Below are 12,894 nucleotides of genomic sequence, written 5' to 3'. Positions count from 1 at the left end.
CAGCACCTTGAGCAGGGTCAGCCCCTGCTGCGCCAATTGTGCCCGAAGAGCCGCCTCTGCCGAGGCACAGGGCGCGTTCACGACGGTCACGTCGTAATAAAGCTCAAGCGGCTTGTCGCGCTTGGCCTTGTATTCCACTTGGCAGGCCGCCTGTGCCGCAGTCGCGGCAAAGACAAGGCCAGAGGCAAGGATGAGGGGGCGTGTGATCTGTGTCATGCGGCCAAGATGCGCCAAGGCCCACGGCTATTCAATAACTTGTGCGACGGAGTGACCGGAAAACGGCGTGTTATCTGATATCATCGGGGCGTTATTGCCTGTCTGGGCGGCTTGGCCCCACCCTTGGGTCACAGCGTCCGGTCATGTGGGCCGACGCAGGGTAACGACCGTCAGTATCCTGAAAGGAATGACCATGCATCGCAAGTTCATCGCTCTCATCATCGGCGCGGCCCTGACCGTGAGCAGCCTTACTGCTGCGCCGGTCCAGGCCCAGAACCGGGGCGAAACCGCCGCCATCATCGCAGGTGTCGCCGCACTGGCCATTGTTGGCGCCGCGCTTGCCGACGACCGCAACCGCGACCGGGACCGCCGCAATGATTACGTCACGCGGGGCCACGGGTATCAGCAACCCTATTATGCGCCCAAACGGCATCACAAGCAGGTCTACAACCCCGGCCACAATCGCCACCATTACAGCCAGAACCGCTATTATGAGCCGCAGCGCGGCTATGGCCGCCCCAATCAGGGCCGCCCGGTCTATCAGCGGGGTTATGGCAACCACGTGCCCTATGACCGCGACAACCATCGCAACTGAGCCCTGCGCCCCTGAAAGGAACCTCCCATGTTCAGCAAAATCACCTCAGCCCTGATGATCGGCGCGCTTGCGCTGACCACGGCCATGTCAACACCCGCTCTTGCCCGTGACCGGAGCGATAACCGTAACCTCGCCGTTGGGATTGCCCTTGGGGCCATCGTCGGCGCGGCGATTGCCAGCAACAACAAGCAACAGAACAATGGCGGGTATCGGGACAACGGCGGGTATAACGGCGGGTATCAAGACAATCGCACATACCGCGACTACGATGGTCGAAACCACAAAGGCGATGATCGTGGTTATGACAAAAGCTATGGTCATCGGGGCCATGACAATGGTCGCGGGGGCTATGGCAACAATTACGGGCGGGCGCAGCGTGTCAATCTGCCGGGGGCATGTCGGGTCTATGCAGGCAACCGCGCGGGATACTCTGGCCGCTGCCTGAGCAAGCGATATGGCTCTTACAACGTCCTGCCATCGGCCTGCGCCGTGCGCGTGGGCGGGCATCATCAGGTGATCTACCGTGACCACTGTTTGAACCAATACGGATACTACTAAGCCCATCAAGCCAGCAATCAGAGGGAGGGGTGCGCCCCTCCCTTTGCATTTGCGCGCGGATCATGCGACCTGAGGTTATGCTTGGCCCTGATTTCACCCATGAACGCGCCGCCCTGTCAGAGGGGTATCTCCGCATTGCCGGGGTGGATGAGGTCGGGCGCGGGCCCTTGGCCGGGCCAGTCACAGCCGCCGCCGTGATCCTTGATCCGGGCAATATTCCTGAGGGGCTGAACGATTCCAAGAAACTGAGTGCCGCGCGCCGTGTCGCGCTCTCTGAGGTCCTGCACGCCTCTGCCGCGGTCAGTGTGGCCCATGCCAGCGTCGAAGAGATTGACCAACTCAACATCCTGCGCGCCGCACATCTGGCAATGGAGCGGGCGATTGCTGCCCTCGACCCTGCGCCGGATTTTGTCTTGATCGACGGCAACCTGATCCCGCGCGGCCTGACCCTCCCCGCCCGCGCGATTGTGCGCGGCGATGCGGTCTCTCTCTCGATTGCGGCGGCCTCAATTGTGGCGAAAATCGGGCGCGACCGGATCATGTGGGATTTGGCGCAACAGTTCCCCGGCTATGGCTGGGAACGGAACGCCGGATACCCGTCGAAAAGCCACAAGGAGGCGCTGCTAAATCTTGGTGTGACCCCACATCATAGACGTTCGTTCAGACCCGTGCACAACATCTTGTATCAAGAAAATAACTAACCCACTGATTCAAAAAAGAATTTGACGGCGAATCAGCTTTGACTCATCTTGGTCCTCAACCACCAGAGCGCACAAGCGCCGGGACAGAGGCAGAAGATGACGACAATGACCAAAGCCAAGGGCGCGCCTGCGCTCCCGCTCAACACGATTATCGCCGGGGATTGCATCGAGGTGATGAACAGCTTGCCAGAGGCAAGCGTTGATCTGATCTTTGCCGATCCGCCCTACAACCTCCAGCTCAAGGGTGATCTGCATCGCCCCGACAACAGCCAGGTGGATGCGGTCGATGATGCTTGGGACCAATTCGCCAGCTTCGCCGCCTATGACAAATTCACCCAAGACTGGCTCAAGGCGGCGCGGCGATTGCTCAAACCCCATGGGGCGATCTGGGTCATCGGCTCTTATCACAACATCTTTCGGGTTGGGGCGGCGCTGCAGGACGCAGGCTATTGGATCCTGAACGATGTAATCTGGCGCAAGTCCAACCCAATGCCGAATTTTCGCGGCAAGCGCCTGACCAACGCGCATGAAACGATGATCTGGGCGTCGAAATCCGAGGGCGCGAAATACACGTTCAATTACGAGGCCCTGAAATCGCTGAATGAAGGCGTGCAGATGCGCTCGGATTGGGTGCTGCCGCTCTGCACAGGGCATGAGCGGCTCAAGGATGACAAGGGTGACAAGGCGCATCCGACCCAAAAACCCGAAAGCTTGCTGCACCGCGTTCTGGTCGGTTCGACCAACCCCGGCGATGTGGTGCTCGACCCGTTCTTTGGCACCGGCACGACCGGTGCTGTGGCCAAGATGCTGGGCCGCGATTACATCGGGATCGAGCGCGAGGCGGCCTATCGCGTGGTCGCGGAAAAGCGGCTGGCGAACATTCGCAAATTCGACCGCGACGCACTTCAGGTCACAACCTCCAAACGCGCAGAGCCGCGCGTGCCCTTTGGGCAACTCATCGAACGTGGCATGTTGCGCCCCGGCGAGGTTCTGACCTCGATCAACGGCAAGGCGGCCAAGGTTCGTGCCGATGGCACGCTGGTGGCCGATGGCATCAACGGCTCGATCCATCAGATCGGCGCGCATCTCGAGGGTGCGCCCTCTTGCAACGGCTGGACCTATTGGTGCTTCAAGCGCGAGGGCAAAGTGGTGCCTATCGACGTGCTGCGCCAGCAGATCCGCTCGGAGATGGAAGAGCGCCCCAACTGATCCCCCAGACACCGCCGGTGCCCAAGGCCTGACTTTCTCGGGCACCATTGACCTGCCCCGCCTTCATGGCGGGGCTTTTTTCGTCATCGGTCAGGGGCGGGCGTGACCAGATCAGCCATCTCGGAGAAAAGCATATCAGGCTGTAACAGTCTCTGCTTCATATCCCAGAGCGCCGCAATGCGCCCCTCTGACAGCACATGCCCGGCCATCGCCCCCAGCTTGGCGCGCACATCCGCCTCGGGCATCGGGGCCTCTGGGCCGCCGCGCGCGTTGACATCGCCAGAGGTGATTTGCCGGCCGTCTTTGAGGATGGCTGTGACATCCGACCAGCGCCCGGCGGGAAAACGGGCAGAGTGACGCGGTTCTTCGCGCACAGTGATGCGGGCATGCAGGCGCGCGACCTCCGGATCATTCAGGCCTGCGCCAGTAATGTGCTCTGGCCCGATGCGCCCGTGCACCAGCAGCGTCGCTAGCGCAAAGCCCAGCGAATATTGCGCCTCACTCGTCGTCTTGGGTAGTCCGGGGAAAAGGGCCGCGGATTGCGCAAATGTCGCCACGTCCAGCCGCTCGATATCGGCGGCGCGCAGGCCCTGTTCGACCATCAGCACGCGCACCCCTTCCAGTGCGCCATGCGCCCAGCGGCAAATCGGATAAGGCTTGATATAATTGCGCAGGATCGTCCAATCCTGTCCCAGATCCTCCCAGATATGCGCGACATCTTCCCCCTCGACGGTGATCGCGGGTGCCCCGGTAAACCCGCGTTCGGCCAACAACAGAGACGAAATGCCCACCAAGGCCCCCATGCCGGACCCATCATGCAGCATGGTGGGACTGGCAATTTCGCGCATCATCTGGCTGCGCGGCCCGTGATATTCGGCAGTGCCCATGGCCTCGCGCAGAACCTCGGGCGTCTGCCTTCGCAGATGCGCCCCAATCGCCACGACGCCAATCGCATTCCACGCCCCCGAAGTGTGGTAGTCGCTGACCGTAGCATGCAAGGCCACACCCGCCCGCGCCGCCACCTCATAGCCCATGGCAAGCGCGATCAGCGCCTGTCGTCCGGTCAATTGCGGATGCTGCCCGGCATAGGCAAAGAGCGCCGGGACAAGGGCGCAACCAATATGCCCCTTGGTTGGGTTATAACCGTCATGCCCATCAAGATTGTCGATCTGAGTGGCCAGCGCCCAAGCCGCCCCTGGCATCGCGCATCGCCGTCCATCAAAGAGCATGGTTGCGCCGTGTTTGTCACTGTTTGCGGCATGAAACTCGACCGCAAACTCTCGCGCGATGCGCCCCACTTCCAGCGTCGCCGCACCCGCCGCAACCCCAAGCGTATCAACCAGCAAGAGCGCCATGCGCTCCAGCACCTCATCCGGAATATCGAGCGACGGATCAAGAGCAAAGTCCGCAATCCGGGCGAACTGAAGAGGTTGGGGAGCATAGGACATCTGGGGCGCTTTCTGCTGGGTGTATCCCCGCAGCGTGACGCGTTTGCGCGCCGGTTTAACGGCTGTTTGCGACATTTCCTGTCTCACATTCTCCTCTTGCAGCGCGTGACATCGGCTGTTAGCACTCTTGCATATCCGTTGGGGTGCCCGCGATCCGGGCTGAGAGGCGTCAAGCCAACCCATCGAACCTGATCCGGGTGATGCCGGCGTAGGGAACGGACCTCAGCACGCCCAGCGCGCCCCCCGTCCGTTCCCCGCAAGACGAGAGGAATGGCAAATGGTTGCCACAGCTTTGACGATCGCAGGCTCCGATAGCGGCGGGGGTGCGGGTATTCAGGCGGATCTCAAGACCTTTTCGGCGCTTGGCGTCTATGGCGCGAGCGTGATCACCGCCGTGACCGCGCAAAACACCTGCGCCGTGACCGATGTGCATCCCATCCCCAATGCCACTGTAGCAGCCCAGATTGCCGCCGTTTTGGGCGATATCAGGGTCGATGCGATCAAGATCGGCATGTTGGGCGACGCCAGCCTCATCGAGACCGTGGCGCAGGCGCTTTCGGAGTATGAGGGCCCCATCGTGCTCGACCCTGTCATGGTTGCCAAATCCGGTGCCCGCCTCTTGCCTGATGCGGCACGGGCGGCGTTGATCGCACATCTCTTGCCGCGCGCAGATCTGCTCACGCCCAACCTACCCGAGGCGGCCGCACTTTTGGATTGCGACGCAGCGCAAAACGATACCGAGATGCAGGAACAGGGCGCACGCCTGCGTCACATGGGGGCCAAGGCGGTGCTCATGAAAGGTGGGCATGCGCAGGGCGCGACCTGCACCGATTGGCTCATCGCTGAAGAAGTGATCCGCCTCGACGCCCCCCGCATCGCCACGTGCAACACCCATGGCACCGGCTGCACGCTGTCCTCGGCCATTGCGGCGGGGCTGGCGCAGAGACAAACCTTGCCTGATGCTGTGAAACGCGCCCATGGCTGGCTGCACCATGCGATCCTTGCCGCGGATACGCTAGAGATCGGTCAAGGGCATGGTCCGGTGCATCATTTCCACGAGGTCTGGAAATGACCGAGGCTGTAACAATCCGGGGCGCTGGTATTGTTGGCCTTTGTGTTGCGACCGAACTGGTCGCGCGCGGCGTGGACGTCACCCTGCGCGATCCCGCCCCAGAGCCCGGCGCGCATGCCTGCTCCTGGTGGGCGGGCGGCATGCTGGCACCCTTTTGCGAGGGGTTTTCCGCCGAAGAGCCGGTCGTACGCTTGGGTCAAGAGGCGGCCGATTGGTGGGCGGCGCAGGGGGTCGAGGTGATCCGGCGCGGATCGCTTGTCGTGACGCTAGAACGCGACCGCCGCGAACTCGACCAATTCGCGCGGCGCACCCAAGGGCATCAGATGGTCTCGGGCACAGATTTGGCCGAATTAGAGCCATATTTGGCCGACCGCCATGACCGCGCACTCTTTTTCGCGGATGAGGCGCATATCAATCCACGCAACGCGCTCATGCACCTGCGCAAGCGGTTACAAGAGGCTGGTGCACGGTTCGAACAGAGCGATGCCGCCCCCACCGGACCGGTCATCGACTGTCGCGGTCTTGCCGCTCAGGACAGCCTGCCCGATCTGCGCGGCGTCAAGGGCGAGATGGTCGTGCTGCGCAGCCTTGATGTGACCCTGAAACGGCCCGTTCGCCTGCTACACCCGCGCTTTCCACTCTATATTGTGCCGCGCGGCGACGGGGTTTTCATGCTCGGTGCCACGCAGATCGAGAGCGCGGAGCGCGGACGCGCCTCGGCACGCTCGGTGATGGAACTGCTCTCTGCCGCCTACGCGCTGCACCCGGCGTTTGGCGAGGCAGAGGTGATGGAAATTGGCGCTGATGCGCGCCCTGCCTTTCCCGACAATTTGCCCCGGATCACGCGCAAAGGGGGCACGATTCATGCCAACGGCCTCTTTCGTCACGGCTTTCTTCTGTCACCTGTGGTGGCGCGGATGGTGGCGGGTCTGGTCACAGGCGACAATGAGACACCGGAGTTTTTGACCCATGAAGATCACGGTTAACGGCACCCTCCGCGACACCGCCGCCACAACGCTCGACGCGCTGCTGGTCGAGTTGGGGTACGCGGGGGCCAAGGTGGCCACAGCGGTCAACGAAAGTTTCGTTCCCGCCGCAATCAGGCCAGAACAGAGACTGAATGAAGGCGACCGCATCGAGATCGTCGCACCACGGCAAGGGGGCTGACATGCCTGTTTTCTACGAGACCGAAATTACCTCGCGGCTGATGCTGGGTACTGCGCAATACCCTTCGCCCGCTATCCTTGCCGAGGCGTTTCATCGCTCCGGCGCAGGCATTGCCACCGTGTCGGTGCGCCGCGAGGCCGGGGGCGAGCGTGCGGGGCAAGCGTTCTGGGATATGATTGCTGCGCTCGGGGTGCATGTCCTGCCCAATACCGCTGGCTGCCATTCAGTGCGCGAGGCAGTGACAACGGCGCAGATGGCGCGAGAGCTCTTTGACACCAACTGGGTCAAACTCGAGGTGATCGGCCATGCCGATACGCTCCAGCCGGACCCCTTTGGTCTGGTCGAGGCCGCGCGTATTCTGACCGATGACGGATTTCACGTCTTTCCCTATTGCACCGAGGATCTGGTGCTCTGCGAACGGCTGGTCGAGGCCGGATGCCGGGTACTGATGCCTTGGGGCGCACCTATCGGCACGGGGCTTGGGCTCAACAATATCTATGGTTTGCGCAGTTTGCGGGCGCATTTCCCCGACGTGCCATTGGTCATCGACGCTGGTCTCGGCCTGCCGTCACAGGCCGCACATGCGATGGAATTGGGCTATGACGCGGTGCTGCTCAATACCGCTGTGGCCAAGGCTGGCGATCCGACCATGATGGCCGAAGGCTTCGCGCGCGCACTCGAGGCGGGGCGTTTGGCCTATGAGGCTGATCCGATGGAGCCGCGCGACATGGCCGCCCCCTCTACCCCCGTGTTCGGGAGGGCGTTTACCTGATGACCTTGCCGCGTTTCTATCCGATTTTCGACCACACCGACTGGTTGCGCCGCCTGCTGCCACTCGGCGTGAGGCTGGTTCAATTGCGGATCAAGGACCTGACGGGCGATGCCCTCGTCGAACAGATTTCCCAAGGACAGAGCCTGTGCCGCGCTCATGGGGCCATTCTTGTGGTCAACGATCACTGGCAGGCGGCGATTGATGCAGGCGGCGATTGGGTGCATCTGGGGCAAGAGGATCTCGATACCGCCGACATCGCCGCCCTGCGTCGCGCCGGGATCAAACTGGGGCTCAGCACGCATGATCATGCCGAACTCGACCGCGCGCTGTCCTATGCGCCCGATTACGTGGCGCTTGGCCCCGTCTATCCTACCATCCTGAAAAAGATGAAGTGGCACGAACAGGGACTGGACAAGCTGACAGAATGGAAGCGCCTGATCGGCGACATCCCTCTGATCGCGATCGGCGGCATGTCGGTGGAGCGTGCGCAAGGCGCGTTCAGCGCCGGGGCGGATGTGGTCTCGGCCGTGACCGATATTACCCTTCACTCCGATCCCGAGGCGCGGGTGCGGCAATGGTTGGACGTGACAGGATGAGCCGCTACGCGCGTCAGATCGCGCTGCCGGAATTCGGGACCGTGGGACAGGACCGGCTGGCGGCGGCGCATGTGCTGGTCGTGGGCGCGGGCGGTCTGGCAGCGCCGGTGCTGCAATACCTTGTTGGCGCGGGCGTCGGGCGGATCACGTTGATGGATGGCGACCGCGTTTCCCTGAGCAACCTGCACCGCCAGACGCTGTTTCGCATGGCGGATATCGGCCAACCCAAGGCGCAGGTTGCGGCGCTGCATATGATCGCTCTCAACCCGGACTGCGTGATTTCCGCCGTGTCAGAGCCACTCGATCCCCTTAATGCCCCCGCTCATGTGGCCGCCGCAGATCTGGTTCTTGATTGCGCCGACAGTTTCGCAGCGAGCTACATTCTGTCCGATACCTGCCTGAGGCAGGGCACACCGCTAATCAGCGCCTCTATCGTTGGCACCTCGGGCTATGTGGGCGGCTTCTGCGCGGGCGCGCCCTCGTTGCGCGCGCTGTTCCCAGATTTACCTGACCGGCTGGGCAGTTGCGATGCCGATGGCGTGCTTGGCCCGTCGGTCGGCGTTGTTGGTAGCCTTCAGGCGCAGATGGCATTGGCGGTTCTGGCTGGAATAGAGCCTGATCCGCTGGGTCAGCTCGTCACATTCGAGGCGATTGGCCATCGCTTTGGCGGCTTCCGCTTTGACGGTGCGCCCGAACCAGAAGATGGCTTCCGCTTTATCGCGCCCGGGCAAATCACGCCCGACGACTGGCTGGTCGACCTGCGCGCCGAGACTGAGAGCGGTCCCGCCTTGCCAAACGCCACCCGCCACAGTGTTGCCGATTTCGATCACCCCGACACCCGCCCCCAGGGCGCACGCGCCGTGCTTGCCTGCCGGTCCGGCCTTCGGTCATGGCAAGCCGCAACGCGGCTGCGCGGTCATTGGGACGGAGAGATTGCCTTGATCGCCCTTGGCGACGTTCAACAGGAGACTGACACATGAGATACCTCACCCTGATTCTTGCCCTTATGGCCAGCCCGGCCATGGCACAGGACAAGATGACGCTCATTCTGGACTGGTTCATCAACCCGGATCACGGCCCGATCATCGTGGCCGAGGAACTGGGCTATTTCCAAGACGCCGGGCTTGAGGTCGAGGTCATCGCCCCTGCCGATCCGTCCGATCCGCCCAAGATGGTTGCGGCCGGTCAGGCGGATCTCGCGATTTCCTACCAACCGCAGTTGCATATGCAGATCGAGAACGGGCTGCCGCTCCGCCGTGTTGGCACGCTGGTCGCCACGCCGCTCAATTGCCTCTTGGTGCTCGCAGATGGGCCGATCAAATCCACCGCTGACCTCAAGGGGCGCAAGGTGGGCTTTTCGGTGGCGGGGGTCGAAGAGGTTTTGCTCTCGACCATTCTTGCTCAGCATGGCCACAGCCTGAGCGATATCGAACTGGTCAGCGTCAACTGGTCACTCTCGCCCTCGCTCATGTCAGGCCAAGTGGACGCGGTGATCGGTGCCTATCGCAATTTCGAACTCAACCAGATGGAGATCGAAGGCGTGCCGGGGCGGTGTTTCTACATCGAGGAAGAAGGCGTGCCCGCCTATGACGAGCTGATCTATGTCGCCAATCCCGACACGATGAATGCCGACATGATCCGCCGTTTTCTGCATGCGACCGAGCGTGCGACGCAATACATCATGAACCACCCGCAAGAGAGCTGGGAGATTTTCGCAGGCACCTCGCCCGAATTGCAGGATGAGTTGAACGCAAAGGCCTGGATTGACACTTTTCCGCGCTTTGCCACCCGTCCCGCGGCGCTGGATCACGCACGCTACAAGCGGTTTGAACAGTTCCTGCTCGACACGGGGATGATCGAGAATTCCACGCCCGTCTCGGGCCTTGCCATGGACCTGAACGCGGAATGACTGACGGATATGGGGCAACCTTTCCCCGCTTGCGCGATGCGGCGGGGACGGTTTGGCAGGCTTACACCCACCACGCCTTTGTCGAAGGGCTGCGCGATGGCACGCTGCCGCGCAAGGCGTTCCTTGGCTATCTGGTGCAGGACTACGTGTTCCTCATCCATTTTGCCCGTGCCTGGGCTTTGGCCGTGACCAAGGCCGACGCACTCGAGGAAATGCGCGCCTGTGCTGCCACTGTCGATGCGCTGGTCAATCACGAACTCAGCCTGCATGTGAAAACCTGCGCCGAGGCGGGGCTGAGCGAAGAGGATCTTTACAGCGCCGAAGAGCATCCCGCCAATCTGGCCTATACGCGCTATGTGCTCGATGCGGGCCATTCCGGCAATTTTCTCGATCTGCTCGCGGCGCTTGCGCCTTGTGTCATGGGCTATGGCGAGATTGGCGCGCGGCTGGGACCGGTGCCAGACGATCATCCCTATGCCGACTGGATCAACACCTACGCTGGCGATGCCTATCAGCAAGTCTGCCGCGATGCGGGCACGCTCTTTGATGGGGCTGTGGCCCGCCGTCTGGGCGCGGGGGCCGAGAGCACGCCCGGCTGGGGTCGCCTCTGTCAGCGCTTCACCACCGCCACGCGGCTGGAAGTCAGCTTTTGGGATATGGGCCTCTCATTTGGCCACTGAGTCCAAACGCCGCGCGGCGTGACATATTCAGGCCGCGCGGCTGGCAACGATAGCAAAGAGCGCGACATAAGTGAGCTGATGCGCGGCCTGATCAAGGCCAAGGTAGTGCCAGAAACGCGGGTCTGTCTCGGTCATGGCCTCGTTAGAGACGCGGCGCGCCTTGGCCCAGTCGATGTGATAATGCACCACGACCTCTGCGAGTGCGAGACCAAGCGCCAATTCCCACGGCAGGGCGAACCAGAGCAGGATGGGCAGGCTAAGTGCTCCGTGAAGCCCGGCATGCAGGATGCCTGACGGATGCCCGTAGCGCCCCTTGTTTGCGGCCATCCAACCGGTCTGGAACTGAAAATCACCAAGGTAGTGTTTGATCTGAAACAGGATCAGAAAGAGACTGAGATCGAAAATGCTCGTCATGCAACACCTCGGGCAATGGGCGTGACAGAGGGGCTTTGATAGAATGGTTCTCTGCCAGAAACACGCTGTGGTCCAATTAGGGTCGAGCGATAATGACCATAGCCTATCATATCAGGCAGGCTTTTGCATCACCGGCGCGGCAGCCCCATGGAGACCAGCGTTTCCAAGTCATCCTTGATCCCGGCGACCAGCGCGGGCCACTTTGGAAAATGGAACCCGTATTTGATCACCTCAAGCGAGAAATCAGGTCGCACAGTCATGGCCTGTTCCAGCGCGCGCTGTGCTGTTCCCCGGTCGCCCGCGCGCAAGGACAAGACAGCATAGGCTGAATGCACAAAGGCCTCTGCCCCCGGATTGCGCGCAGCCGGTTCGAGATACTTGCGCATGTTCTCGCCCAAGGTCATGTCGCGCATCCAGATGGCAACAGCGAGCATCCAGTAGAACGACCAGAGCATCGGGTCTTGCGGGCTGAGGCGAATGGCCTCAAGCCCGGCTTCTTCCATTTCTGCGGTGTCAGGGGTCTTTTGAAAGAGGTTGATAAAGGTCTGCGCATTATAGATCAGCGCGTCATTGTGATTGAGGGCGCGCGCACGTGCCAAAGCCTCGCGCGCGTCCTTCTCTTGCCCTTGCAGGGTCAAGAGCTGCGCCAGGGTGATATGCCCAAGCTCCAACCGATCATCGAGCTCGATGGCGCGATTGGCGTGGAACATGCCCTTGATGACATCCTCGCGTGGATTGCGGCTCCGCCCGGCATAAATCCGAACTGCATGCACCCGACCGATGAGCGCATGCGGGAGCGCATAGGTCGGGTCCGCCTCGGCGGCAGAGTGAAAGAGGGCGGTCGCGTTGCGGATGCCGCCCGTGGTGCGCATGTCGATTTCGGTCAGGCCACGCTGGCACATTTCCCAGGCTGACAGGCTCTCGGTCGGTTTGGCGCGGGACATGGCCCGCTCATGCGCGCCGATTTCCGGGGTGAGGCCGGTAACGATGCACCGGGTGATGTCATCCTGAAGCGCAAAGAGATCAGCCATGTCACGGTCATAGCGGTCAGACCAGATCTGACGACCAGTCTCGGCCTCGATCAGTTGTGCGGTGACACGCAGGCGCGCGCCCGCGCGCCGCACCGCGCCCTTGACCACATAGCGCACGCGCATGTCCTGCGCGATCTGGCGCATGTCCTGCGCGCGATCCTTGTAGGCAAAGGACGACCCCCGCGCGATGACAAAGAGCGAGCGAAAGCGCGACAGCTCGTTGATCAGATCCTCGGCGATGCCATCGGCCAGAAACCCATCCTCGACCGAAGAAGAGAGGTTGTCGAACGGTAAAACGATGACCGAAGGACGATCGGCGCTCTGCATCACCGTGCTGCGGCTCTCGGCCTCGACCCCGGTGGTCACATGCCAGACTTCAACCGGGGTGGGGATGTTGCGCACAAACTGCATGCCCTGCCCGGTGATCGTCAGGCCGGGTTCGCGGGCCAGCATGTCGCGCACGGTGCGCGACACGCAGATGCCACCGGGGGCCGACAGGGTTTCAAGGCGCGCCGCGATATTGACC

16 protein-coding genes and 1 riboswitch are annotated in these 12,894 nt (G+C 62.1%); of the genes, 12 read left to right on the top strand and 4 right to left on the bottom strand.

Features of this window, described 5'->3' with window-relative positions:
• The coding region (locus KBT70_RS18330) for a hypothetical protein (protein ID WP_296637579.1) at nucleotides 1–216 on the bottom strand (216 nt) is incomplete at its 3' end.
• Nucleotides 217–409: 193 nt separating this feature from the next.
• Here KBT70_RS18330 and KBT70_RS18325 point away from each other — a divergent pair.
• From KBT70_RS18325 to KBT70_RS18310, 4 genes are all read left to right on the top strand, one after another.
• Nucleotides 410–811, top strand: a complete 402-nt coding sequence (locus KBT70_RS18325; protein ID WP_296637578.1) for a hypothetical protein — start codon at nucleotides 410–412, stop codon at nucleotides 809–811.
• A gap of 27 nt (nucleotides 812–838) precedes the next feature.
• Nucleotides 839–1,369, top strand: coding sequence for a hypothetical protein (locus tag KBT70_RS18320; RefSeq protein ID WP_296637576.1), 531 nt, complete (start codon nucleotides 839–841; stop codon nucleotides 1,367–1,369).
• Nucleotides 1,370–1,446: 77 nt separating this feature from the next.
• Nucleotides 1,447–2,070 (top strand): ribonuclease HII, encoded by a 624-nt coding sequence (locus KBT70_RS18315; RefSeq protein WP_296637582.1) that lies wholly within the window; start codon nucleotides 1,447–1,449, stop codon nucleotides 2,068–2,070.
• A 96-nt stretch (nucleotides 2,071–2,166) separates the two neighbouring features.
• Nucleotides 2,167–3,279 carry a site-specific DNA-methyltransferase gene (locus KBT70_RS18310; protein ID WP_296637573.1) on the top strand — a complete coding sequence of 371 codons (1,113 nt, stop codon included), beginning with the start codon at nucleotides 2,167–2,169 and terminating at the stop codon, nucleotides 3,277–3,279.
• Between the two features lie 83 nt (nucleotides 3,280–3,362).
• Here the strand turns inward: KBT70_RS18310 and KBT70_RS18305 are convergent, their stop codons facing one another.
• Nucleotides 3,363–4,727 (bottom strand): MmgE/PrpD family protein, encoded by a 1,365-nt coding sequence (locus KBT70_RS18305; protein ID WP_296637571.1) that lies wholly within the window; start codon nucleotides 4,725–4,727, stop codon nucleotides 3,363–3,365.
• 129 nt (nucleotides 4,728–4,856) lie between these two features.
• Nucleotides 4,857–4,959, top strand: a riboswitch (TPP riboswitch).
• 45 nt (nucleotides 4,960–5,004) lie between these two features.
• Between KBT70_RS18305 and thiD the strand changes: the two genes are divergently transcribed.
• The 8 genes from thiD to tenA are packed head-to-tail and all read left to right on the top strand — an operon-like array spanning nucleotide 5,005 to nucleotide 10,923.
• Complete coding sequence (thiD, locus tag KBT70_RS18300; RefSeq protein ID WP_296637568.1) at nucleotides 5,005–5,799, top strand: bifunctional hydroxymethylpyrimidine kinase/phosphomethylpyrimidine kinase; 795 nt, start codon at nucleotides 5,005–5,007, stop codon at nucleotides 5,797–5,799.
• Complete coding sequence (locus tag KBT70_RS18295; RefSeq protein WP_296637565.1) at nucleotides 5,796–6,785, top strand: FAD-dependent oxidoreductase; 990 nt, start codon at nucleotides 5,796–5,798, stop codon at nucleotides 6,783–6,785. Before thiD ends, KBT70_RS18295 begins: the two co-directional genes overlap by 4 nt.
• Entirely contained in the window at nucleotides 6,769–6,966 is a 198-nt protein-coding gene (thiS, locus tag KBT70_RS18290) for a sulfur carrier protein ThiS (protein ID WP_296637562.1), read from the top strand. The genes KBT70_RS18295 and thiS overlap by 17 nt, the downstream gene beginning before the upstream one ends.
• A 1-nt stretch (nucleotide 6,967) precedes the next feature.
• On the top strand, nucleotides 6,968–7,738 hold the full coding sequence (locus tag KBT70_RS18285) for a thiazole synthase (protein WP_296637560.1): 771 nt from the start codon (nucleotides 6,968–6,970) through the stop codon (nucleotides 7,736–7,738).
• On the top strand, nucleotides 7,738–8,334 hold the full coding sequence (locus KBT70_RS18280; RefSeq protein ID WP_296637558.1) for a thiamine phosphate synthase: 597 nt from the start codon (nucleotides 7,738–7,740) through the stop codon (nucleotides 8,332–8,334). Before KBT70_RS18285 ends, KBT70_RS18280 begins: the two co-directional genes overlap by 1 nt.
• Nucleotides 8,331–9,314, top strand: coding sequence for a HesA/MoeB/ThiF family protein (locus KBT70_RS18275; RefSeq protein WP_296637555.1), 984 nt, complete (start codon nucleotides 8,331–8,333; stop codon nucleotides 9,312–9,314). Before KBT70_RS18280 ends, KBT70_RS18275 begins: the two co-directional genes overlap by 4 nt.
• The gene (locus tag KBT70_RS18270) at nucleotides 9,311–10,243 is read left to right on the top strand and encodes an ABC transporter substrate-binding protein (protein WP_296637552.1); all 933 of its coding nucleotides are present in this window, start codon (nucleotides 9,311–9,313) and stop codon (nucleotides 10,241–10,243) included. Before KBT70_RS18275 ends, KBT70_RS18270 begins: the two co-directional genes overlap by 4 nt.
• A complete protein-coding gene (tenA, locus tag KBT70_RS18265) occupies nucleotides 10,240–10,923 on the top strand; it encodes a thiaminase II (protein WP_296637549.1) in 684 nt (227 codons plus the stop codon). The genes KBT70_RS18270 and tenA overlap by 4 nt, the downstream gene beginning before the upstream one ends.
• A gap of 27 nt (nucleotides 10,924–10,950) precedes the next feature.
• Here tenA and KBT70_RS18260 read toward each other — a convergent pair whose 3' ends face one another.
• Entirely contained in the window at nucleotides 10,951–11,337 is a 387-nt protein-coding gene (locus KBT70_RS18260; RefSeq protein ID WP_296637546.1) for a DUF3307 domain-containing protein, read from the bottom strand.
• Between the two features lie 128 nt (nucleotides 11,338–11,465).
• The coding region (locus KBT70_RS18255) for an adenylate/guanylate cyclase domain-containing protein (RefSeq protein WP_296637544.1) at nucleotides 11,466–12,894 on the bottom strand (1,429 nt) is incomplete at its 5' end.

This window comes from Roseovarius sp. (assembly GCF_018066915.1).
In the GTDB taxonomy this organism is placed as follows: Bacteria; Pseudomonadota; Alphaproteobacteria; order Rhodobacterales; family Rhodobacteraceae; genus Roseovarius.
Note: the sequence above shows the minus strand (reverse complement) of the source record. Positions and strands in the feature narration are given on the sequence as shown.

Bases quoted from the DNA above. Each gene is read 5' to 3' on its own strand.
- KBT70_RS18305 (WP_296637571.1), bottom strand. From the start codon at position 4,727: ATGTCCTATGCTCCCCAACCTCTTCAGTTCGCCCGGATTGCGGACTTT.
- KBT70_RS18320 (WP_296637576.1), top strand. From the start codon at position 839: ATGTTCAGCAAAATCACCTCAGCCCTGATGATCGGCGCGCTTGCGCTG.
- KBT70_RS18270 (WP_296637552.1), top strand. From the start codon at position 9,311: ATGAGATACCTCACCCTGATTCTTGCCCTTATGGCCAGCCCGGCCATG.
- KBT70_RS18295 (WP_296637565.1), top strand. From the start codon at position 5,796: ATGACCGAGGCTGTAACAATCCGGGGCGCTGGTATTGTTGGCCTTTGT.
- KBT70_RS18325 (WP_296637578.1), top strand. From the start codon at position 410: ATGCATCGCAAGTTCATCGCTCTCATCATCGGCGCGGCCCTGACCGTG.
- KBT70_RS18260 (WP_296637546.1), bottom strand. From the start codon at position 11,337: ATGACGAGCATTTTCGATCTCAGTCTCTTTCTGATCCTGTTTCAGATC.
- KBT70_RS18310 (WP_296637573.1), top strand. From the start codon at position 2,167: ATGACGACAATGACCAAAGCCAAGGGCGCGCCTGCGCTCCCGCTCAAC.
- KBT70_RS18315 (WP_296637582.1), top strand. From the start codon at position 1,447: ATGCTTGGCCCTGATTTCACCCATGAACGCGCCGCCCTGTCAGAGGGG.
- KBT70_RS18275 (WP_296637555.1), top strand. From the start codon at position 8,331: ATGAGCCGCTACGCGCGTCAGATCGCGCTGCCGGAATTCGGGACCGTG.
- KBT70_RS18280 (WP_296637558.1), top strand. From the start codon at position 7,738: ATGACCTTGCCGCGTTTCTATCCGATTTTCGACCACACCGACTGGTTG.
- KBT70_RS18285 (WP_296637560.1), top strand. From the start codon at position 6,968: ATGCCTGTTTTCTACGAGACCGAAATTACCTCGCGGCTGATGCTGGGT.
- thiS (WP_296637562.1), top strand. From the start codon at position 6,769: ATGAAGATCACGGTTAACGGCACCCTCCGCGACACCGCCGCCACAACG.
- tenA (WP_296637549.1), top strand. From the start codon at position 10,240: ATGACTGACGGATATGGGGCAACCTTTCCCCGCTTGCGCGATGCGGCG.
- thiD (WP_296637568.1), top strand. From the start codon at position 5,005: ATGGTTGCCACAGCTTTGACGATCGCAGGCTCCGATAGCGGCGGGGGT.